Raw genomic sequence first — 23,883 nt, forward strand, 5'->3', positions numbered from 1 at the left:
TCTGAATATGGTCCTGATAGATATTATGAGCATGAATAGTGGCTGACTGGGCCTTGAGATGCCTTCTGGCAGTAGCCCACGTCACCATGATGATGCGGATTCGAAGCGATCATTATTGGCACAATTTTACTGGCCAAGCTGGTGCATGATATGCTGATCAGTGCCCATCCAGCGATTTTCACTGCGTTGTTTAATAGCAAATTCACTACACCACTGCCGAAGCAGGCGGTCAGGTGGTCAGGTGGTCAGTATCGTTGCTGGCGGTTTAACCGGATTTATTACAGCAGCACTGATGATTTGAGCAGACAGTTCATGGCATTATGTCACCATCTATCTGGCAGTAGGTTGCCTGCTGACTGCATTGGTCGCAGCCCTGATGCCCCCAATGCAGGATCGACAATATGACAGTTGAACGTTTACATATCTCCAAACGCTTTTCGGAAATTGCCATTGCTGGCAATCTGGTCCATCTTGCCGGGCAACTGGCCACAGATGTCGAACTGGATATCAAAGGGCAAACCCAACAGACTCTAGATATTATTGACCAGTTTCTGGCTGATGCCGGTACTGACAAAAGTCACATCATGTCAGTGACTATCTATTTGAAAGATATTGAAAAAGATTATGCAGCCTTCAATGAAGTCTGGGATGCCTGGGTGGCTGATATTGAAGCCCTGCCTCGCACCTGTGTGGAAGCCAAACTCTATGATCCACGGGTTCTGGTCGAGCTGACAGTGGTGGCCGTCAAACCACAATAATGCACTCGACATGATATGCATAAAAAAGCATGCTCATGGCATGCTTTTTTTCAACCTACTGCTTTGATTTTATTACGTTTTAGATCCGAATATAAATAATATTTTTTCAGATCATTGCTGACGCTATCTTTAGCAGCGGCTTTCTTGATGTGCGCTTGCTCCTGCAGAAAGTCTTCTCGTAACTGATAATATTCCGGCACATCATCGTAACGAATCACCCGATAACCGGCCATGCTCAATAAGGCATCCTGAAAACCGGTCTGCTGGGGACGCTTTAAGATTAAAGGATCATCCACAGCCACAATTGCCAAAATCTGGTGTTGCTGATCCAGAATCACAAAATCTGCAGTCAGGTTGCGGTACTTATGCCGTGTCCGGTTAAATTTGGTGGTCATGAGGGCATCATAGGAAACATGTGCCAAAATGATATGTTCAGGTAATACTTCTCTCAGCCGAGTGAAGGTCAATTGCTCATTCAGGTTGAAAATCGCACGCTGCTTTAACGCGCTATCTTGTGGTTTGGAATTATTTCCGAGCTTTTTCCATGCCATGAGCACGACACAAAAGAGCAGGAAACTCCCAATCATAATATAGGTGGTCATGCCTAAATCCTTGCATTCTTATAATCATTTTTGTTTTATTGTTGTGCAGTATAAACCCACGCTTTATTCTGAATAGATCTAACAACCAATCTGCTTAAATACCCATACAACCCGTATCAAAACCAGACGCCGTGTTACCTAAAATGACATCTTGATAAATGCCAATGAAAGTGGATTTAAAGTACTGATAATGCACTCTAAAACACCTATAGAATTGATCGCAATACAAATCTGCTAAACTGTAGGACAATTCCGACAAAGTGTTATTTTTATATCACTTTTTAAAATTTATTGATGTAAATAATATATTCTTTTACAGTTTTAGCTTGCAAGCTCAGGCTACCTTACTTTACCTAAGTGCTAAAAAAAGACACCGAAGTGTCTTTTTTATTAACTTAATTATGCACGTGATTTGGACTTGGATTTAGGTTTCGGCCCGCCGAACGGTTTTTTGGCATCACCTGTTTCACGCGGTGGCAAACCGGTGTGCTGGCTCAGAATCTGACCACGTTCCGGGCGCTTCTTGGTATTGGACGGACGTGATTGAGCTTGTGCAGCCTTGTTACGATTGTCCTGCTCACCGTTACGCTTTTGCGAATCTCCAGCCACTGTAGAGTTTTTCTTGCGCGCCGATTGATACTGGCCTTCGGTACTACCAGATGGCTGATAAGTCGGAATCAAATGCTGTTTGGAATTACCAATCAAATCCTGACGACCCATTTCTTTCAGGGCTTCACGCAAAAGCGGCCAGTTGTTTGGGTCATGGTAACGCAAGAAAGCTTTGTGCAGACGACGACGCTTCTCACCTTTTACAATATCGACAGTTTCGGTATAACGTGCCACCTTGGCCAGCGGGTTTTTACCGGTGTGATACATGGTGGTGGCTGTTGCCATTGGTGAAGGATAGAAATTCTGTACCTGATCGGCACGGAATCCGTTTTTCTTCAGCCAGATTGCCAGGTTCATCATGTCGTAATCGGTAGTGCCCGGATGCGCTGCGATGAAATAAGGAATCAGATACTGTTCCTTGCCTGCTTCCTTACTATAACGTTCAAACATCTGTTTGAAACGGTCATAGGTCCCGATTCCCGGTTTCATCATCTTCGACAATGGACCTTTCTCGGTATGTTCCGGGGCAATTTTCAGATAACCACCGACGTGATGGGTTACCAGTTCTTTGACATATTCAGGATTCAGCACTGCAAGGTCATAACGTAGACCAGAACCAATCAAAATCTTCTTGATACCCGGTAAAGAACGCGCCTTACGGTACAACTGGGTCAGTGGTGCATGATCGGTATGCAGATTCTGACACACCCCCGGGAATACACAGGATGGTTTACGGCAATTTTTCTCAATCTCAGGATCTTTACAGGCCAGACGGTACATGTTGGCTGTTGGGCCACCTAAGTCAGAGATAATACCGGTAAAGCCCGGTGCGGTATCACGGATTTTTTCGACTTCACGTAAAATCGATTCTTCAGAGCGGTTCTGGATAATACGGCCTTCATGTTCCGTAATTGAACAGAAGGTACAGCCACCAAAACAGCCACGCATGATGTTGACCGAGAACTTGATCATGTCAAAGGCCGGGAAACGGGCATTGCCATAAGCAGGATGCGGCAGACGTGCATAAGGCAGGTCGAACACATAGTCCATTTCTTCCGTGGTCAACGGAATTGGCGGTGCATTCAGCCAGACATCACGTTCACCATGCTTTTGCACCATGGCACGCGCATTACCCGGATTGGTTTCCAGATGCAGAATCCGGTTGGCATGTGCATATAGTACTGGATCGGCAGCCACTTCTTCAAAGGCAGGCAAACGGATTACCGCCAGTTCGCGCGGCGGCAATTTATGTTTAATCGCTTTTGATGCCGGTTGCAGCTGCACGATTTGAGTATCTGGGTCTAAATCATCGCCTGCTCGTACAATCGGATTGGCCACAGGTTCTTTTTGGAAACCTTGATATTGAGTCAGGCTGTCTTTGTCCTTTTCAATTTCACAACCTTCCAGATCTTCCGTCATCACATAAGGATTGATGATCGGATCGACACGACCCACTGTATCCACATCATTTGAGGCAATTTCGACAAATTTGGCTTTAGAGGCACGGTTATGTTTGTTAACGATAAACGCAGTACCGCGAACATCGGTAATCTCGTGAATTTTTTCGCCACGCGCCAGACGATGCATGATTTCAGTGATTGAACGCTCACCATTCCCATACATCAATAAATCTGCTTTGGAATCCATTAACACAGAACGACGGACTTTATCTGACCAGTAATCATAATGCGCAATACGACGTAATGATGCTTCAATACCACCGAGTAATACCGGCACATCTGGATAAGCTTCACGCACACGCTGACAATATACCGTCGCAGCACGATCTGGACGTTTATTCGGCTGATTATCTGGTGAATAAGCATCATCCGAGCGAATTTTACGGTCTGCGGTATAGCGGTTGATCATCGAGTCCATGTTGCCCGCAGTAACACCCCAGGCAATATTCGGTTTACCCAAAACGCGGAACGCATCCACATTGGTCCAGTCCGGCTGGGCAATAATACCAACACGGAAACCTTGGGCTTCTAAGGTACGGCCAATAATGCCGGAACAGAAAGATGGGTGATCAATATAGGCATCGCCACAGACCAAAATAAAATCACAGCTGTCCCAGCCGAGTTGATCCATTTCCTCGCGTGACATCGGCAAAAATGGCGCAGGATCAAAACAAGACGCCCAATATTTGTCGTAATCAAACAACGCTTTAGGCGCTGTCTGCATGGTATAAGCAGTAGACATGGCTAGCAATTCTCGGCTGGCAGATGATAGGAGATCTAAAAATAAGATCAAAGATGAAAGCCGAGCATTTTACCATGAATTAGGCGTGGCTTGCTTGATTATAATTTATACAAAATCAGAGACTAAGATAATTGATCTTTCTATATGATCAGAATTTATTGCATGGCCTCAAATTGATCAGCTTATACTGAAATAGCTAAAAACAGATACCTCTAAAAAGACTTTTCTGGATTTTTAATCTGGAAAAATCTGCACATGCTGTTCTAATTAGTACGAAGTTTGAAGCTTGCTACCAGACCGAATAACAAAAAACCGGCCACAAAAAAACTTAATCCGACCCAGCCATAGTTTTCCCAGACCAACCCACTGGAGCTGCCCAACACGCTTGAACCCAAGTAATAGCAAAATAAATACAGCGATGAACCGACGGCCCGATAATGCAAAGACTGGACCGATACCCAGCTACTGGCAGTAGAATGGGCAGCAAAAAATGAAAAAGTGAAAATCAGCAATCCGATAAAGACGATGGCCAGCTGATTGATCAGCATCAGCATTAACCCAGCCAGCATCATCAGAATCATCACTGCCAATGTCTTGAATTTACCGTAATGCCGCCCCCAAGATGCTGCCCGCGGTGAGCTGTAAATACCCGCCAGATAGGTCACCGAAATTAAACCGATCCAGGCCTGTGATAACTCAAAAGGAGTTTGCAACAAACGATAACTGAGGTAGTTAAATACCGAAACAAAGCAGCCCATCAACAGAAAACCTTGCAGGAATAGAATGCTAAGTTTGGGATCGGCCAGATTCTACCTAAATGAGTTTTTAAAACGATGAAACTGGATTGGATAGGCCTTAAAATGTTGCGAAGCTGGCAATAAATAATAAAATAATCCAGTAATACATAGATTTAAGACACCAAGAATCAGAGTAGCAGATTGCCAGGAGATAAAATCAACCAGAACCCCGGCAATCAAGCGCCCGCCCATCCCGCCAATGGCTGTACCAGAAATGTATAAGCCCATGGCGAAACCGATATCTTTCTCGGCAATTTCTTCCCCGATATAGGCCATGGCGACTGCAGCTACGCCACTGACACACAGGCCAATCAAGATCCGAGTCAATAAAAATACAGACCAGAGTGGCAGCATGGAACTAAGCATCAGCAAAATTGCAATCAATAGCAGGGAGCAGACCATAACCGGTTTACGCCCAAAACGGTCCGAAATCAGTCCGGTAAATAACAGGCCAATTGCCAGTGCAATGGTCGATAATGATAAAGGAAAACTGGTTTGGGTCGGGCTGACCTGAAAATAATCAGCCAGGATCGGCATCATTGGCTGGATACAATATAAAGAGGAGAAAATTGCAAAGCCAGCAAGAAATAATGAGAAAAGTACCGCTTTAAACGCAGGAGAACCATATTCAATATGGCTTGAAGATGAATTTAAGGACATATCCGCTCCATAGACTCCGCTAGTATATGCCTATTATTTTGATGAGCGCCGGGTTTTTAACCGATATCCTGCTCAATTTTACTCATTTCCCTATTTTTTCCCCATAAAAAAACACCCCCTGCTAATTGCAGGGGGTGTTTCGAATAATGAGCTGGCGATGACTTACTCTCACATGGGTAACCCCACACTACCATCAGCGCTAAGAGGTTTCACTTCTGAGTTCGGGAAGGGATCAGGTGGTTCACTCTTGCTATTGTCGCCAGCACAACTGTTTATGGATACTTGCTTTGGTCTTATTTAGTCACTTTTCAGTGTATGCCAATGCTTTTTCCAAATGAGTTATTAACAGGTATATCTGAGTTGAATATTGTCTTACTAACGAGATACTGAATCAAGTCGTTTTGCTGAATATCGAATCAATTGATGCTTTATACAACAACTGTTTGGGTGTTGTATAGTCAAGCCTCACGAGCAATTAGTATTGGTCAGCTTCATGCATCACTGCACTTCCACATCCAACCTATCAACGTCGTAGTCTTCAACGGCTCTTTAGAGGACATAAAGTCCTGGGGAAATCTTATCTTGAGGTAGGCTTCCCGCTTAGATGCTTTCAGCGGTTATCCCTTCCGAACATAGCTACCCGGCGATGCGACTGGCGTCACAACCGGTACACCAGAGGTTCGTCCACTCTGGTCCTCTCGTACTAGGAGCAGATCCTCTCAAATTTCCAACGCCCACGGTAGATAGGGACCGAACTGTCTCACGACGTTCTAAACCCAGCTCGCGTACCTCTTTAAATGGCGAACAGCCATACCCTTGGGACCTGCTTCAGCCCCAGGATGAGATGAGCCGACATCGAGGTGCCAAACACCGCCGTCGATATGAACTCTTGGGCGGTATCAGCCTGTTATCCCCAGAGTACCTTTTATCCGTTGAGCGATGGCCCTTCCATACAGAACCACCGGATCACTAAGACCTACTTTCGTACCTGCTCGACTTGTGGGTCTCGCAGTTAAGCGCGCTTTTGCCTTTATACTCTACGCGTGATTTCCGACCACGCTGAGCGCACCTTCGTACTCCTCCGTTACTCTTTAGGAGGAGACCGCCCCAGTCAAACTACCCACCAGACATGGTCCTCGCTCCAGATTATGGAGCAGAGTTAGAACCTCAATATTACCAGGGTGGTATTTCAAGATTGGCTCCACCAGAACTAGCGTCCTGGTTTCAAAGCCTCCCACCTATCCTACACAAGTAAGATCAAAGTTCAATGTCAAGCTGCAGTAAAGGTTCACGGGGTCTTTCCGTCTAGCCGCGGGTACACCGCATCTTCACGGCGAATTCGATTTCACTGAGTCTCTGCTGGAGACAGCGCCCCCATCATTATGCCATTCGTGCAGGTCGGAACTTACCCGACAAGGAATTTCGCTACCTTAGGACCGTTATAGTTACGGCCGCCGTTTACTGGGGCTTCGATCAAGAGCTTCGCTTACGCTAACCCCATCAATTAACCTTCCAGCACCGGGCAGGCATCACACCCTATACGTCCACTTTCGTGTTTGCAGAGTGCTATGTTTTTAATAAACAGTTGCAGGGGCCTGGTTTCTGTGGCTGCTCTCAGCTCAGGAAGCAAGTTCCATCACCAAAAGCAGCGTACCTTCTCCCGAAGTTACGGTACCATTTTGCCTAGTTCCTTCAGCAGAGTTCTCTCAAGCGCTTTGGTCTACTCGACCTGACCACCTGTGTCGGTTTCGGGTACGATTCCTGTGTAACTGAAGCTTAGAGACTTTTCCTGGAAGCATGGTATCAGCCACTTCACTGTACAAGTACAGCTTGCTATCAGTTCTCAGCATAGAGCACCCCGGATTTGCCTAAGATGCATGCCTACAACCTTCCACCTGGACAACCAACGCCAGGCTGACTTAACCTTCTCCGTCCTCTCATCGCATTACACAGAAGTATTGGAATATTAACCAATTTCCCATCGACTACGCCTCTCGGCCTCGCCTTAGGGGTCGACTCACCCAGCCCCGATTAACGTTGGACTGGAACCCTTGGTCTTTCAGCGAGCGAGTTTTTCACTCGCTTTGTCGTTACTCACGTCAGCATTCGCACTTCTGATACCTCCAGCAGACTTCTCAATCCACCTTCATCGGCTTACAGAACGCTCCCCTACCACGCATAATAAATTATGCATCCGCAGCTTCGGCATATAGTTTTAGCCCCGTTACATCTTCCGCGCAGGCCGACTCGACTAGTGAGCTATTACGCTTTCTTTAAAGGGTGGCTGCTTCTAAGCCAACCTCCTAGCTGTCTATGCCTTCCCACATCGTTTCCCACTTAACTATAATTTTGGGGCCTTAGCTGGCGGTCTGGATTGTTTTCCTCTTGACTACGGACGTTAGCACCCGCAGTCTGTCTCCCGGATAGTACTCATTGGTATTCGGAGTTTGCATCGGTTTGGTAAGTCGGGATGACCCCCTAGCCGAAACAGTGCTCTACCCCCAATGGTATTCGTCCGAGGCGCTACCTAAATAGCTTTCGGGGAGAACCAGCTATCACCAAGTTTGATTAGCCTTTCACCCCTATCCACAAGTCATCCCCTGGCTTTTCAACGACAGTGGGTTCGGTCCTCCAGTTAGTGTTACCCAACCTTCAACCTGCTCATGGATAGATCACCTGGTTTCGGGTCTATACCCAGCAACTAAACGCCCTATTAAGACTCGGTTTCCCTACGGCTCCCCTATTCGGTTAACCTCGCTACTGAATATAAGTCGCTGACCCATTATACAAAAGGTACGCAGTCACCGGACACAATGCCGGCTCCCACTGCTTGTATGCATGCGGTTTCAGGATCTATTTCACTCCCCTCACAGGGGTTCTTTTCGCCTTTCCCTCACGGTACTGGTTCACTATCGGTCAGTCAGGAGTATTTAGCCTTGGAGGATGGTCCCCCCATATTCAGACAAGGTTTCACGTGCCTCGCCCTACTCGACATCATCATATAAGCCCTTTCGTGTACAGGACTATCACCGTCTACGGTCGCACTTCCCAGAGCGTTCCACTAGAACTTATATGACTTAATGGGCTCTTCCCCTTTCGCTCGCCGCTACTGAGGGAATCTCAATTGATTTCTTTTCCTAAGGGTACTGAGATGTTTCACTTCCCCTCGTTCGCCTTGCAACACTATGTATTCATGTTGCAATACCTACCTTATGGTAAGTGGGTTTCCCCATTCAGACATCTCCGGATCACAGGATATTTGCCGCCTCCCCGGAGCTTTTCGCAGGCTATCACGTCTTTCATCGCCTCTGACTGCCAAGGCATCCACCACATGCACTTAATTACTTGACTATACAACCCCAAACAGTCGCTTGATCCTACAAGGAGATCAACCAACATTCAGTTTAGTGTCTCGTGAACTTAATCACTGTACAGCTTCAATTAGATTCATATACCAAAACGCTTGATTCAGTTAATCGCTAGTTTCTCAGTTCTTCATCTCCATTCAACTATGTCACTTGCGTGTCATATTTAAATGTCAATTTAGTTCTGAGCCTTAAACAATTTATTTCAACTCAAATATATTCTGTTAATGATTGATCTAGCCTTCGTCAGGTCTAGACGCTGTGATAAATCACAGAGATTATCAAGTGCGCGTATCATAACGCTTGTACTTGTTAATCTCTAGGATCTAAACACTTGATCGCTTAGGAACTAAACAACTCCAACACTGTATGCTTACATACTGCGCGAAGCGTAGCTTCTTGCTTAAATTTCAAGGAAAAGCATGCTTTTCTTGTCTTGAAATTTGGTGGAGACTAGGAGAGTCGAACTCCTGACCTCCTGCGTGCAAAGCAGGCGCTCTACCAACTAAGCTAAGTCCCCAGCTTATCAATAAGTCAATGTATCGTTCCGTTCTGTTTGCTTCAGCACTCTCATGCTGCGTTAGTCAGATTTGGTGGGTCTGACAAGACTTGAACTTGTGACCCCACGCTTATCAAGCGTGTGCTCTAACCAACTGAGCTACAGACCCTCAGATACATCGTATGAAGAACAACTTGTTGTGGATTCTTACCAATCGTCAATCTTTCGTTAAGGAGGTGATCCAGCCGCAGGTTCCCCTACGGCTACCTTGTTACGACTTCACCCCAGTCATCTGCCACACCGTGGTAAGCGTCCTCCTTGCGGTTAGACTACCTACTTCTGGTGCAACAAACTCCCATGGTGTGACGGGCGGTGTGTACAAGGCCCGGGAACGTATTCACCGCGGCATTCTGATCCGCGATTACTAGCGATTCCGACTTCATGGAGTCGAGTTGCAGACTCCAATCCGGACTACGATCGGCTTTTTGAGATTAGCATCCTATCGCTAGGTAGCAACCCTTTGTACCGACCATTGTAGCACGTGTGTAGCCCTGGTCGTAAGGGCCATGATGACTTGACGTCGTCCCCGCCTTCCTCCAGTTTGTCACTGGCAGTATCCTTAAAGTTCCCGGCTTAACCCGCTGGCAAATAAGGAAAAGGGTTGCGCTCGTTGCGGGACTTAACCCAACATCTCACGACACGAGCTGACGACAGCCATGCAGCACCTGTATGTAAGTTCCCGAAGGCACCAATCCATCTCTGGAAAGTTCTTACTATGTCAAGACCAGGTAAGGTTCTTCGCGTTGCATCGAATTAAACCACATGCTCCACCGCTTGTGCGGGCCCCCGTCAATTCATTTGAGTTTTAGTCTTGCGACCGTACTCCCCAGGCGGTCTACTTATCGCGTTAGCTGCGCCACTAAAGCCTCAAAGGCCCCAACGGCTAGTAGACATCGTTTACGGCATGGACTACCAGGGTATCTAATCCTGTTTGCTCCCCATGCTTTCGCACCTCAGTGTCAGTATTAGGCCAGATGGCTGCCTTCGCCATCGGTATTCCTCCAGATCTCTACGCATTTCACCGCTACACCTGGAATTCTACCATCCTCTCCCATACTCTAGCCAACCAGTATCGAATGCAATTCCCAAGTTAAGCTCGGGGATTTCACATTTGACTTAATTGGCCACCTACGCGCGCTTTACGCCCAGTAAATCCGATTAACGCTTGCACCCTCTGTATTACCGCGGCTGCTGGCACAGAGTTAGCCGGTGCTTATTCTGCGAGTAACGTCCAAGCATCTTGGGTATTAACCAAGAGCTCCTCCTCCTCGCTTAAAGTGCTTTACAACCAAAAGGCCTTCTTCACACACGCGGCATGGCTGGATCAGGGTTCCCCCCATTGTCCAATATTCCCCACTGCTGCCTCCCGTAGGAGTCTGGGCCGTGTCTCAGTCCCAGTGTGGCGGATCATCCTCTCAGACCCGCTACAGATCGTCGCCTTGGTAGGCCTTTACCCCACCAACTAGCTAATCCGACTTAGGCTCATCTATTAGCGCAAGGTCCGAAGATCCCCTGCTTTCTCCCGTAGGACGTATGCGGTATTAGCATCCCTTTCGAGATGTTGTCCCCCACTAATAGGCAGATTCCTAAGCATTACTCACCCGTCCGCCGCTAAATCCAGTAGCAAGCTACTTTCATCCGCTCGACTTGCATGTGTTAAGCCTGCCGCCAGCGTTCAATCTGAGCCATGATCAAACTCTTCAGTTTAAAATCAGTAGTACCTTTAAAGGGTACCAATCTTGGCTCATCAATTTTCTGACAAATATTTCTCAAATAAACTTCGAGTAATTTCTACCATCAATCAATGAAAATAATTTCGATCGATCAACCAGTAAAAATCCACACAAGTTGTTCTTCATAATCTCTTAATGATCTTCTTGCTACTTCGTCAGCAGCAAGCTAGGTCGGCTATATTACTCTTTATTTCGAAAGAGTCAACAGGTTCAGTCGATTATTTTTAAACTTCTTCAAGACTTCCAGATTTAAACCCTTTGAGCTAAATCCTTGTTTCTCAACAAGTTTTAATCAACATCACCGCCGTTGGATGTGCATTCTACAGCATTTCAGATGCGTTGCAACACTTCTCGCAAAGATTTTTGATCGTGTGTTTATTTTTCAATCCAATAAAAATATAAGTCATTGTTATATATCTTTAATTTATTTTAAATATTTTTTAATTTAGTTGAATTCACCCAACAAAACACACTTGAATTCAATCTAAGCTATTGTTTAAATTAAACTTATAAAACAAAAACACTTATTACATGAATTGTATTGCTTAAATCTCCTTCTATTCTTGTTTTATTCTTCACCAACTTGGCGTTTATCTATACAAAAATTATGAATCTGGCCTTATGGCGAGTGATAGAAGATCTATTTAAAAAATTGAGGAAATGAATTGCAAAGCTAAAAATTAAAAAACCACTGCGATTGTGCAGTGGTTTTTTAAAATACTAAGTAACTAACAATTAAAACTTCATACTGACACGTGCCCAGTAGTTACGGCCAATATTGTTAAACTGCTCTGTTGCAGACAAGCCAACACCCGCATTACCCATTTTGTTTAAATGTTCGGTATAGGTTTTATCTAAAACGTTATCGACCCCCACAGAAAGATCAACACCATCCGCAATGTGATATGTGCCATTTAAAGACAGTGTGCCAAAGCCTGCACTTTTCTTAACATCATAACCAACGATATTCCCTTCACGCTCACTAATTCGGTTTTGACCATCGACCAAACGCCAGTAAGCACCTAACGTATAATTATCCTGGACATAACGTAAATTCACCCGAGCTTCTAAAGGTGCAATCTGTGGCAACGGCGTATTATCTGTGGTGTTTTTACCCCATGCATACATGGCGCTGACATCGGCTTGAATTGCATCAGTAAACTGATAACCCATCCCTGCTTCAGCACCGGCAATAGTGGCATCAACACTACGAGAATTTACTGAATCACCGTGATGCATTGGGGTAGGAGCAGCCTCAGCCATGTGCATCATGTGTGACTCTTGCTGTTTTTCAGGATAAGTCATCAGAATAAAATCCTGCACAAGGCCAGCATAAGCCGACACCCATGAGTTAAAAGCACCATGATGATGTTGATAACCCACATCGAGCTGTAGAGTTTTTTCTGTATCTAATTGCTGAAAAGTATTAGCACTCACGCCATGATAATCAGTTTTGAATAACTCCCAGTAATCTGGAACGCGCTCGACATACCCCAAACCAATATAAGTTTTGCCATCATCATGTTCTGGATGGGTATTTTCGAAACGGATAAAGGCACTTGGTAAAGTTTCCTGACGATTCTGCCCAGTTTTTAAGGCATCAATATCCACCTGATCAATCCGCACGCCTGTGACCAATTTATTATTGTCGCCCAAGTCATGACTTAATTCACCAAATGCGCCATAAGACTGAAATTTCATATCTGGAGTGAGCGGCATATTCATACTAATTGATGTCATTCCTCCAGCATGCTTATTCCGCTGAGAATCAATACCCGTGATGAGTTGTGTTTGATCCCATTCACTCGTTAATGCCATACGGGTATTTAAAGTACGGCGCGTAACCTGCATCTCAGAAGGTGCAGGCTGCATGCTATGAGTATGCCCATCATGCATCATTGGAACAGGACGCAGGCTAAAGTTATCCATCACATGATCATTAAAGTTATAGTTCACTTGGGCTTCAACTTTCTTGATCACATCAGTGACATTTTTTTTCTCAAATCTTAGCCCCAGACTTTCTCTGGCAAATTTTGAGCCATCCATCGCCCGGCCCGCATACACTGCTTCACCATCTGCCTTACCTGCGGTCAATTCAACCCAGGTATCTTCATCGGGCGTGAGACCCAAAGCCAGATCGGCATTCCAGCGCTCCCAGTCTGATGGCACAGTATTGCCACTTCCATCCTGATAGCTGTCAGATACAGAACGGTTGCTATTCAGGCGGATATATTTTTTATCATCCCCTGCTGCTACTTCAATATTTTGATCCAGACGACCAAATGAACCCATCAATACGCTTGTCTGACCACGATAGTTTTTATCTTCATCAAACTGTTCCGGCCTGCGCTCAAAAATTACGGTTGCGGCAGATCCAGTATTGGCGTATTGAACCGTTTGTGGCCCTTTAATCACTGAGATCTGGTCATAGCTTTCTGGAGAAATATAAGAGGTCGGTGAATCCATACGGCTTGGACAGGCTCCGAGATTTTCGGTGCCATCGGTCAGGATTTTAATCCGGGAACCAAACATGCCACGGAAGGTTACATCACCATTGGTGCCGGCACCGCTATTCACCGCACTAAAGCCGACAATACTCTGTAAATAATCGGCACCATCGCTGGCAGGAATCGGCTGAATTGGCTGTTTCGGATCAGCACGCACAATCAGGCCATTGGCATCATTACCCGCAGCAGAGGTCACCACAATCGGCGCCATAGTGTGCACAGGAAGGCTTTCATTTGCCATGCTGACTTGTGAATAACAGGCAACACAGATCGCAGCCGCAAGTGGCTGTAAAAAGAATTTAGGCTGAGCCATTTTTTATCTCACTGAATACATAAATAAAGCATGGCTTGAGTCAATAACAACCCAAGCGGAAAAATGCAGATTTATGCAGGCAGTGGTGGTGCCCGTCCCTGAGGAATTAAGAAGAGCTGCTGAAGGACAAACCAGACATGCTTAAAGGTTTTTTGATAAGCAATCAAACGTACATGAATCCGGTCAAGTACCTGCTGGATCTCCAGATCAGGCGGCAAGATCAGATTGGCATAGACGGTACAGTACTGGCATTGATGATTGGCATCATGATGGTCATGCTCAGCATGGTCGGATTGAACCTTGAAATGGGTATGTTCGCTTATACTATGCTGCGCATGCGGGTCTGTTGCTACAAAAAGTGCACGCGTGATGGTTTCACAGACCGGCGCAACCTGATATTGCTTCGGTAACAACGGCTGTAGAAATACAGCAATCTGTAGAAACACAGCTGCACATGCCAGTAGCAGCCCACCTCGTAACAACACAGATCAACCCTAAAATATGCTGATGCCCAGTATAACAAAGCCCAATTGAAATTGGGCTTTGTTTGACATTAAATTTAACGAAAATAATGGACTTAGCGCTTGACTGCGACCTTGTCTTTATTACGCTGGCGTACCAGTTTTTCCACTTTTTCACGTGCCCGTTGACGTTTTAATGGTGATAAATAATCAACAAATAATTTGCCATTTAAGTGATCCATTTCATGTTGGATACACACAGCGAGAAGTCCGTCAGCATCAAGCTCAAATGCTTGACCTTGCAGATTAATTGCCTCGATTTTTACACGTGACGGACGGTCAACTTTATCGTATATTTGAGGAACTGATAGACAGCCTTCTTCGTAGGGCTGCGTTTCTTCAGTCAATGGTGTAATTTTGGGGTTAATAAACACCATCGGTTGATCTTTATCTTCAGACAGATCCATAACAATCAGCTGAATATGACGATCCACCTGAGTCGCGGCGAGTCCGATACCTGGTGCTTCATACATGGTTTCAAACATATCTGCAGCGAGCTGACGAATTTCATCAGTCACTTCTTCGACAGGTTGTGCAATGGTACGAAGACGGGGATCCGGGAAACTTAAAATAGGTAATAAGGCCATACTGCGTCCTCAATTATGCCATTGATCAAAAAACCAAATGAAGGGAATGCTTCATCAAAAAAATGTGTGTAAGATCGTTATTATAACGCAACTACGCACATAATTTTAGGAATTATGATAATGAAAAAGGTTTTGAAGGGCATGCCATTTTTTAGTGCCTTGGGGTTTAAAAATCAGATGCTGGCACTTGCTGTTTGTGTAGGCGTCAGTATGGGGACCATTCATTCTGCCGAGGCAGCACCTGCACGTAACGTCAATCCACCGGCATTAAAAGCCAGTGCGCCCAATGTTTATGTGGTAAAAAAAGGTGACACCCTTTGGGACATCTCGAAACGCTTCCTGAAAAATCCGGTACGTTGGCCTGAAATCTGGGCCAGCAACAAGCACGTCAAAAATCCACACTGGATTTTTCCGGGTGACCGCCTGTTGATGTGTGATTATCAGGGCCGTCCGATCATTGGCAAAGATGAAGGTGATGGTTGTGAAGGCATTATCAGCCGCTATCTGGGTAGCACCTCCTTGCAACCTCAGATTCGGGTTGAATCGTTAAACAATACCATTCCAGTAATTCCACTAGAACATATCAAGCAGTGGCTGGAACGCTATACCCTGATGGCACCTGATTCAGTTCAAGGTACGCCATATATTCTTGGCACTGCCGATCAGCGCGTACTGGCAGGTAAAGGCCAGAAGGTCTATGTACGTGGTAACGGTCTGGAAGTGGGTCAACGCTATGCCGTGTATCGTGAAGCGGAACCGTATGTATTTACCGATGCGAATGGCAAGAAATATACCGCTGCACTCGAGCTGCAACAGGTGGCATCCGGTATTGCAGTACGTAGCGAAGGTGATGTGACTACCCTTGAACTGACGGATAGTTACAATGCTGAAGTGCGCCGCGGTGACCGCGTACTGGCTGAATACGATCCGATGTTACCGACGCTGTTCTACCCGACCAATGCAGAAAATATTGTGTCTGGTGGTCAGATTGTACGGGTACTGGGATCGATTGGTACGGCGGCACGACATAGTGTGGTGACCATTGACCGGGGCAGCCGTGATGGTGTGCAATCGGGCCATGTCTTTAGCGTAAACCAGAAAGGTGAAGTCGTGACTGATCCGAAAACCAAAGAACGGGTGCAACTGCCGGGTGAGCGTATTGGCCAGGTGATGGTATTCAAGACTTTCGACCAACTCAGCTATGCCTATGTGCTTGATAGTGAACTGCCAATTAAAGTGGGTGCCAATATTCAGCCGCCACTATTAGACGATTAAGCTTTTACACGGGATGATGTGGATTGATCGACATCATCCCTTTTGTTTCAACTCATACCCATAATAAGAAGACACCGAAATAGGTCTCACCATGTTGAATACATTGTCGACAGCGCAAATCCATGCCATTACGCTGTGGTATTTGCTGCAACACTCCCTCAGCAGCTTTTATAAAATCAGTCAGCATTATGCAGACCTTGCCCATGCAATTGATGGTTCTCAAACCGAAACCTGGCGCAAGCTGGGCATTCATAAAAACCACATTCAGCGCCTGCAAAATTTCCAGTCAAGCGAGTCGCAGCTCTATTTTCAGCGCAGTCTTGAGCAGATCCAGTTACACAGTGACTTTGTGCTTTTGCATACAGATGCCGCATATCCACAGCAGCTGAGCCATTATGCACATAAGCCGCCCATCCTGTTCGGGCAAGGACATGCCGATCAATTGCTGCAGCCACAGATCGCGATTGTGGGGAGTCGCAAGCCCAGTCTGCACGGCCGGCAAGTCGCTTATGACTTTGCTTTTTATTTGAGTGAGCAGGGTTTCTATATTAATAGTGGTCTGGCACAAGGAATTGATGAAGCAGCACATCAGGCTGCATTACAGCATCGGCGAACGATTGCGGTAATGGGCACAGGCATTGAACAGACCTACCCTGCTACCCATCAAGCCCTACGTCAGCAAATCATCGAACATGGAGGTACGGTCATTACTGAGTTTTTGCCATTTACCCCGCCCTTACAGCAGCATTTTCCACGGCGTAACCGAATTGTCAGTGGCTTGAGTCTTGGAGTGATTGTGGCAGAAGCCGCTTTAAAAAGCGGTTCATTGCTGACCGCACAATGGGCCACGGAACAAGGCAAGACCATATTCGCCATTCCGGGGCATATTTACAGTGAACATCATCAAGGCTGTCATCAACTGATTCGTGAAGGTGCGACTTTGATTGATCATCCACAGCAAGTGATCGAGGATCTGGCCCTAGCCACCCAGTGGCAATCAACGGCAAATCATTTAAAAGAAGACAGTCCGCCTGAGCAAGCAAGTACCATCCCACCACATTTAATTCATCTTTATAATCAACTTGATTGGGTTGGACAGACCCTGGATCAGCTCAGTCTTCAGTTACAACAGGAAGTATCTTCCCTGACCAGTCAACTGATGGAACTGGAACTGCTTGGCTTTACTACTCAACAAGCCGGCATGTATCTGCGTTGTCGTATCCTCAAATAAAGTTCACAATAGGACTTTGTTATTTTGTATAAGGTATTCACATGATCACTACCTCTGTTGCTGAAGCAGCAGCATGTCTCAAAGACGGACAAGTCTTGGCATATCCTACAGAGGCTGTTTGGGGCTTGGGTTGCGACCCCTACAATGAACAGGCATTTCATCAGATTTTGACCTTGAAACAGCGCCCGATTGAAAAAGGCGTGATTCTATTGGCAGCTCATCTTTCACAGGTGGAACACCTGTTGCAGGATCTGACGGAGGAAATGCGTGAACAGGTGATTGAATCCTGGAGTAATGACCGACCAGCGGAACGAGCCACCACCTGGCTGCTTCCTGCCCATGAGGAGATTCCTGGCTGGATTAAGGGCAAGCATCCCAAAGTAGCAGTCCGTGTCACCAACCATCCGCTCTGTGTAGCCTTGTGTCAGGCCTTTGGCGGTTTTATTGTTTCGACCAGCGCCAATCCTGCCGGAATGGAACCTGCGCGTTCGCTCCAGGATGCCATCCGCTATTTTGACCAGAATCTGAATTATCTGAATGGTGACTTAGGCCTAAGCCAGCAACCAAGCCGGATTATTGATGCTGTTAGCGGCGCGATCATTCGTGACTAAGTTAGTTCTCAGTCGACTCAGATATTCAAGCTCGACTAAAGTTTTAAGACAAAAAAAAGCTCAACCATATAGGGATGGTTGAGCATAAAAAGGATGTGCATAAATCACATCCAGAGGGTCTAGTAAATCTCTGGGAGCCTGATAAAACAAGGAAATTTTTGTTTGATCATTCTCGATGGGCGCATTATGAGAGAAAATTAATCTGACCACAAGTATAAAAAAAACATCATTTAATACATTTTTCCTATTAATACAAGATGCCTTTTGGGAAAAATTCAAAATATCTTGCTCTTTCTATTCCAGTTTTAAAATAATCAGATATTTTCCTATGCATTTTTACATTTAAAAATTAAGAATTAACAGCATCTTTCAATTAAAAAACCTGAATCATTTGATCAATAATTAAACAATTAATACTTTAATAAATTGTTCTGGCTGTTTATGGCTTTATTCTGCCCGGATATTGCGCCCATAAAATACCCAGCAAAATGATCCCTCCACCAATACTGTGGTACATGGTCCAGGCCTCCCCTAGCCAGAGATAGGCGACTATGGCGGTAAAAACCGGCATCAGGTTCATAAAAATACTGCTGCGATTTGGACCGAGTTGCTGTACCGCCATCATCCAGAATAAGGGGGCGGCAATTGAAGGGAAAATTCCGGCATAGACAATACTGGCTGCATTATCGCTATTGATGCTGTCCAGTCCGAAGTAAAGCACGAATGGAATATGATACAGAAAGGCCATAAAAATCTGGATATACAGGCTCAGCAGCAGTGGAATCTGGATCTGCCATTTTTTGAGCAAGACCCCATAGCAGGCATAAAACAATACCGCGATCAGCATCAGCAAATCACCGATATAACTGTCACCTACCGTCAGAAATTGCAGCCCCTGCCCTTGTGCCATGACATACATCAGGCCAATAAAAGACAGGATGCTGCCCAGCACTGCAGCCTGCGTAGGGCGAATTTTTAAAACGAAAATGCCCACAATAATGGTAAATATGGGAATAAAGGCATTGATCAGCCCCATATTGGTCGCAGTGGTAAAATGCGCAGAGCTATAGGCCAACCCTTGATACAACAACATGCCCAAGGCACTTAAAACGGCAAAATGTCCAAGATGCGGACGGATTTCTGGCCAGGCAGCTTTAACTTTGGGTAACAGAAACGGGCTTAAAATCAGCAGTGCCAGTACCCAGCGGTAGAAACTGATACTGATCGGAGAAATATAATCCGCCACATAACGAGTCACCGTCATATTTAGCGACCAGATAAAAACTGCGGCCAATGGCAATAGCGTCGCCCACCAGACTACTTTTTGCTGCTGTGTCATACCCTCATCCATGTGTCGCCAGTATTATTATTTTCGCCTGCTAGCATAATAGATTTTTCACACAATATCAGGAAATTTAGCGGCTGAAGTCTTTGCTCTCACCTGTTTCTACTTGTACTGAACTCAAATACCCGTTAAAACAAATACCGATTCAGTCTGAATAAATAGGAAATCTCATGACTCGCTCTGTATATGACATTCCAGTCAAAACCATTCAAGGAACGGAAACTACCTTAAACCAGTATCAGGGCAAGGTATTACTTGTGGTCAATGTGGCATCAAAATGCGGTCTTACGCCGCAATATGAAGGCTTGCAAAAACTCTATAACGACAAAAAAGCAGAAGGTCTGGAAATCCTTGGCTTCCCGGCCAATAATTTTCTGGAGCAGGAACCGGGTAGCGAGGCAGAGATTCAGGAATTCTGCTCTGTGAATTATCAGGTCGACTTTCCACTGTTTGCGAAAATTTCTGTAGCGGGCGAAGACAAGCATCCGCTCTATGCCACGCTGACTCAGGCTGTACCAGAGCGGACCGGTGAAGGCCCATGGTGGAAAGATCTGGTCGATTATGGCCTCACTCCAAGCCAGCCACCTGAAGTGTTGTGGAACTTTGAAAAATTCCTGATCAATAAAAACGGTGAAGTCGTGGCACGTTTTGCACCCGATATTACTGCCGATGATCCGCGAATTGTGGATGCAGTAAATGCCGAACTGGCCAAATAATTTTTAGCAGCAATGTAGGGATCTATTTCCAAATGGATTCCTACTTTTTTAATTAAAATAGCTGCTTAGATACTTCATTCATATAAAGTCGCCACCTTTCAGCAATTTTGTTATAACTTTGCAACAATCTTTTTTATCTCCATAGTTTGTCCCTATATTAGAGAAAGAAATATCTTTACCTGCACCGAGATCCCGATTCCATGTCCAAAATTCTTGCCAATGCCGTTCTTCCCTTTGCATTATTTAGCTCAGGAATTTTACTGATGGGATGTGAACAGGCAGTTGAAGCACCGGTTGAACAAGCAGAGAACCACAGTTCCGAGCTTGAATCTGCACAGCAGTCGCAGACTGGTGCTACAGCACAGACCGAGCTGAGATCGGGCAATATGTTTTATATGATTCGCGATGTGGCTGATTTACAGCTTAAGGCCGGCAGTTATGTCGAACAGTTAAAGCAGACCCAGACTGAACTACAAACTGCGGTCGAAACCAAAGATACCCAGCAACTGCAATCCACCGCGACCCAGTTACAACAGCAACTGAACAGCTTTAATCAGGTACTTGGCAACCTGAATTTAAAAAGTCAGGAAATTGACCAGATCCGTAGCAATATCATGAATGCCAATCAGCAGGTTCTGGCCTCACCGCTGTTAAATGGTGAGATGGATTTCAGCCAGATCGACCTGAAAAAAATTGAATCGCAAATGGTCAATGTACAAGCTGAAATGTTCAAACTAGCAGGTCTGCTGATCCAGAATCCGGAGCAAAAATCAGACAGCCAGACTGAGCAGGAAAATACCTAAACTCCCATTCAGGGCGATTGATCGGAAAGTTTCTTCCTCAATCGCCTTTCTCGCTTTACACTGTTATTTATTATAAAAATCAATTTAAATTAAAAACTTATATTTAAAAAAGTGATCAGGAGTTCAACCATGTCGAATTCAGTACTCTATGCTATTGTTCCGGTCGAATCCCGGCTTGACCTGAAAGATCCTTTTATTTTTACTGCACATCATCAGGATCATTATCCGCAAGGCAATTCCGATTTAGGGCCGGTGACACCGCCGCATCAGCATGAATATGATATGTATTATGGCGAAAGCATTCCCGGCTTTCCCGGACATCCACATACCGGTTTTGAAACCATCACCATAGTCGAACGCGGTTATGTCGACCATTTTGACTCGCTTGGAAATTCGGGACGTTATGCCGCGGGTGATGTGCAATGGCTGACTACTGGCAATGGGGTACAGCACTGCGAGATGTTCCCATTGGTTCATCAAGATCAGGACAATCCGCTGGAGCTGTTTCAAATCTGGCTCAATTCCTCACCGGAACAGAAAAAACAGCCTGCCGATTATAAAATGTTTTGGCGTGAACAGATTCCGCATGTATTTTCAGCAGATACGGCCGGACGTAAAGCGGATATCCGTATCATTTCAGGGCAGTTTAAAACAACTGAAGCACTGGATCGTCCAGCACATTCCTGGGCAGCAGCCGCTGAAAACAGGGTCAATATTTATATGATCACGCTTGCACCTGAGGCAGAGCTAATTATTCCGGCAAGCACTGCGAGTGCAACGCGGTTTTGTTATTTCTATCAAGGTAACAGTCTGGAGCTGGAAGGACAGAAAATACAGGTCAAGCATCTGGTAGAACTGAAACCAAATCAGGACATTCACCTCAAAGGCGGTTTACTGGAATCGCATATTTTATGGCTGGAAGGTGAACCGATTGGTGCGCCTGTGGCAATGCGCGGCCCCTTTGTATTAAATACTCCGCAGGAACTGGATGCTGCTTTTCGCCGTTATCGTGACACCCGCTTCGGTGGCTGGCCCTGGGCGAAGGCTGAGCCAGCTTTTCCCCAGGATCAATCTCGTTTTGCCAGTTATGAAGGTGGCAAGCGCGAAGAATATCCTGAAAAAGAAGCCACTGAATAGTGGCTTCTTTGTTGAATTAATCTCTTATTTCTTCGGGCTTTTAACCACGACCAGTTTCTTTTGCACAAACTCTTTAAAACCGTCAATCGACAGTTCGTGGCCATAACCGGAATTTTTAACTCCACCAAATGGTAACTCCGGCGTAGTATCAGTAAACCAGTTAATCCAGATCATGCCGGTTTCCACCCGTGAAGCCAGCTGTTTAGCCCGCTCAATATCCTGAGCATGAATCACGCCGCCCAGACCATAATTGGAATCATTGGCAATTTCGACAATTTCATCATCATCTTTTGCGACATAGATTTGCGCCACCGGACCAAAGAATTCTTCATACCAGGCATCGTTTTCACGCGTGATATTTTCCAGAATGGTCGGTGCATAAAAATTGCCTGGGTGTTCTACGGCTTTAGCACCCGTCACCACAGTTGCACCCTGCGCTACGGCTTTTTCCACTTGTTCGGTAAGCTTTTCCAATGCTTCTTTTGAAGACAGCGGCCCTAAGGTCGTTTCCGGATCGAGCGGATCGCCCAGCTTTAACTGTTCAAAGGCTTTGAGCATGCCAGCCTTGAATTGTTCAGCGATTTTTTCATGCAGGATAAAGCGTTTTGCCGCCGTACACACCTGCCCGGCATTATTTACCCGTGCCTGACAGCCCAACTTAATTGCTCGTTCCAGATCGGCATCATCGAGTACGATAAATACATCATTCCCGCCCAATTCCAGTGTGGATTTTTTAAGATGTTTCCCGGCCTGCTCAGCCACTGCACTGCCTGCACCCTCGGAACCGGTCAGTGCCACCCCGCGTACTCGTTTGTCTGCAATCACATCTTTAACCTGATCGGAACTGATAAACAGATTGGTCCAGACACCTTTAGGGGCACCTGCCTCTAAGACTAGCTTCTCAAAAGCTTCGGCACATTGCGGCACAATTCCGGCATGTTTTGCCAGAACTGGATTACCAATCGCACAGTTTGGAGCGAAGACCCGCATCAGTTGATAAAACGGGAAGTTCCACGGTTCAACTGCCATGATAATACCCAGTGGATGATGCTCGACCCAAGCTTCACCCAAATCGGTCTGATAAGACACTGGCGCTAAAAATTCTTTGGCATGATCCGCATAGTATTCTGCAATTTTGGCGCAGGTTTCGATTTCACCTTCACTCTGCTTAATCAGTTTCCCCATATCCTGGGTCATAAGCTTGGCCAGTTCAGCTTTTTGCGCTCGCATGTTGGTAGCCAATTTACGCAGTACTGCAATACGGGTGTCGACCTGCTGTGACCATTCTGACTTTAGGATTTTTTCCGCAGTATCAAGTGCATGTTGAATATCTTGATCGCTATGTGATGGGTAGTCTTTCAATTTTTGATTGGTAAATGGATTAATAGATTGATAAGCCATGGTTTTCCCTTTTTTCAATTATAAGTTTTGCTTGTTCTACACTTCTATCGTATTCAGCTATAACAAGCGAAATCTGTTCGAATCATTTAACTTATCACTGATTTTTTTATGGCGTGTGCAGGTTTACAGATTGGTTCAAAACATTACTGAG

14 protein-coding genes, 2 tRNA genes, 3 rRNA genes and 1 pseudogene are annotated in these 23,883 nt (G+C 45.6%); 7 read left to right on the forward strand and 13 right to left on the reverse strand.

Annotation, left to right across the window (positions count from 1 at the left end):
• Positions 1–401 precede the first annotated feature (401 nt).
• A complete protein-coding gene (locus AC3IT7_RS13985) occupies positions 402–758 on the forward strand; it encodes a RidA family protein (protein ID WP_489248860.1) in 357 nt (118 codons plus the stop codon).
• A gap of 50 nt (positions 759–808) precedes the next feature.
• Here the strand turns inward: AC3IT7_RS13985 and AC3IT7_RS13990 are convergent, their stop codons facing one another.
• From AC3IT7_RS13990 to def, 11 genes and pseudogenes are all read right to left on the reverse strand, one after another.
• Positions 809–1,360, reverse strand: coding sequence for a DUF2726 domain-containing protein (locus tag AC3IT7_RS13990; RefSeq protein ID WP_489248861.1), 552 nt, complete (start codon positions 1,358–1,360; stop codon positions 809–811).
• A 399-nt stretch (positions 1,361–1,759) separates the two neighbouring features.
• The gene (locus AC3IT7_RS13995) at positions 1,760–4,171 is read right to left on the reverse strand and encodes a YgiQ family radical SAM protein (protein WP_489248862.1); all 2,412 of its coding nucleotides are present in this window, start codon (positions 4,169–4,171) and stop codon (positions 1,760–1,762) included.
• A gap of 263 nt (positions 4,172–4,434) precedes the next feature.
• Positions 4,435–5,628 (reverse strand): annotated as a pseudogene (locus AC3IT7_RS14000) (MFS transporter).
• Positions 5,629–5,777: 149 nt separating this feature from the next.
• Positions 5,778–5,892: ribosomal RNA gene (rrf, locus tag AC3IT7_RS14005) — 5S ribosomal RNA — on the reverse strand.
• A gap of 190 nt (positions 5,893–6,082) precedes the next feature.
• A 23S ribosomal RNA gene (locus tag AC3IT7_RS14010) occupies positions 6,083–8,979 on the reverse strand.
• Between the two features lie 458 nt (positions 8,980–9,437).
• Positions 9,438–9,513: transfer RNA gene (locus tag AC3IT7_RS14015), tRNA-Ala, on the reverse strand.
• Between the two features lie 71 nt (positions 9,514–9,584).
• A tRNA-Ile gene (locus tag AC3IT7_RS14020) sits at positions 9,585–9,661 on the reverse strand.
• Between the two features lie 60 nt (positions 9,662–9,721).
• A 16S ribosomal RNA gene (locus AC3IT7_RS14025) occupies positions 9,722–11,259 on the reverse strand.
• Together the 16S, 23S and 5S rRNA genes with 2 tRNA genes alongside form the textbook arrangement of a ribosomal RNA operon.
• 761 nt (positions 11,260–12,020) lie before the next feature.
• On the reverse strand, positions 12,021–14,105 hold the full coding sequence (locus tag AC3IT7_RS14030; protein WP_489248863.1) for a TonB-dependent copper receptor: 2,085 nt from the start codon (positions 14,103–14,105) through the stop codon (positions 12,021–12,023).
• Between the two features lie 71 nt (positions 14,106–14,176).
• Entirely contained in the window at positions 14,177–14,590 is a 414-nt protein-coding gene (locus tag AC3IT7_RS14035; RefSeq protein WP_225553502.1) for a DUF2946 family protein, read from the reverse strand.
• Positions 14,591–14,682: 92 nt separating this feature from the next.
• Positions 14,683–15,213 (reverse strand): peptide deformylase, encoded by a 531-nt coding sequence (gene def / locus AC3IT7_RS14040; protein WP_044112406.1) that lies wholly within the window; start codon positions 15,211–15,213, stop codon positions 14,683–14,685.
• A gap of 120 nt (positions 15,214–15,333) precedes the next feature.
• Between def and AC3IT7_RS14045 the strand changes: the two genes are divergently transcribed.
• From AC3IT7_RS14045 to tsaC, 3 genes are all read left to right on the forward strand, one after another.
• Positions 15,334–16,488, forward strand: coding sequence for a LysM peptidoglycan-binding domain-containing protein (locus AC3IT7_RS14045; RefSeq protein WP_489248864.1), 1,155 nt, complete (start codon positions 15,334–15,336; stop codon positions 16,486–16,488).
• A 91-nt stretch (positions 16,489–16,579) separates the two neighbouring features.
• Positions 16,580–17,719 carry a DNA-processing protein DprA gene (gene dprA / locus AC3IT7_RS14050; RefSeq protein ID WP_489248865.1) on the forward strand — a complete coding sequence of 380 codons (1,140 nt, stop codon included), beginning with the start codon at positions 16,580–16,582 and terminating at the stop codon, positions 17,717–17,719.
• 41 nt (positions 17,720–17,760) lie between these two features.
• Entirely contained in the window at positions 17,761–18,330 is a 570-nt protein-coding gene (gene tsaC, locus AC3IT7_RS14055) for an L-threonylcarbamoyladenylate synthase type 1 TsaC (protein WP_489248866.1), read from the forward strand.
• 439 nt (positions 18,331–18,769) lie between these two features.
• Here tsaC and AC3IT7_RS14060 read toward each other — a convergent pair whose 3' ends face one another.
• Positions 18,770–19,669, reverse strand: a complete 900-nt coding sequence (locus AC3IT7_RS14060; protein ID WP_489248867.1) for a DMT family transporter — start codon at positions 19,667–19,669, stop codon at positions 18,770–18,772.
• A gap of 176 nt (positions 19,670–19,845) precedes the next feature.
• Between AC3IT7_RS14060 and AC3IT7_RS14065 the strand changes: the two genes are divergently transcribed.
• From AC3IT7_RS14065 to AC3IT7_RS14075, 3 genes are all read left to right on the forward strand, one after another.
• Positions 19,846–20,391, forward strand: a complete 546-nt coding sequence (locus AC3IT7_RS14065) for a glutathione peroxidase (protein ID WP_489248868.1) — start codon at positions 19,846–19,848, stop codon at positions 20,389–20,391.
• A 200-nt stretch (positions 20,392–20,591) separates the two neighbouring features.
• A complete protein-coding gene (locus AC3IT7_RS14070; RefSeq protein WP_489248869.1) occupies positions 20,592–21,194 on the forward strand; it encodes a hypothetical protein in 603 nt (200 codons plus the stop codon).
• 129 nt (positions 21,195–21,323) lie between these two features.
• A complete protein-coding gene (locus AC3IT7_RS14075) occupies positions 21,324–22,331 on the forward strand; it encodes a pirin family protein (RefSeq protein ID WP_489248870.1) in 1,008 nt (335 codons plus the stop codon).
• Between the two features lie 24 nt (positions 22,332–22,355).
• On the opposite strand, the gene AC3IT7_RS14080 is transcribed toward AC3IT7_RS14075, so the two are convergent.
• Complete coding sequence (locus AC3IT7_RS14080; protein ID WP_489248871.1) at positions 22,356–23,732, reverse strand: NAD-dependent succinate-semialdehyde dehydrogenase; 1,377 nt, start codon at positions 23,730–23,732, stop codon at positions 22,356–22,358.
• Between the last annotated feature and the right edge of the window lie 151 nt (positions 23,733–23,883).

It is taken from the genome of Acinetobacter sp. KH_038, assembly GCF_057839405.1.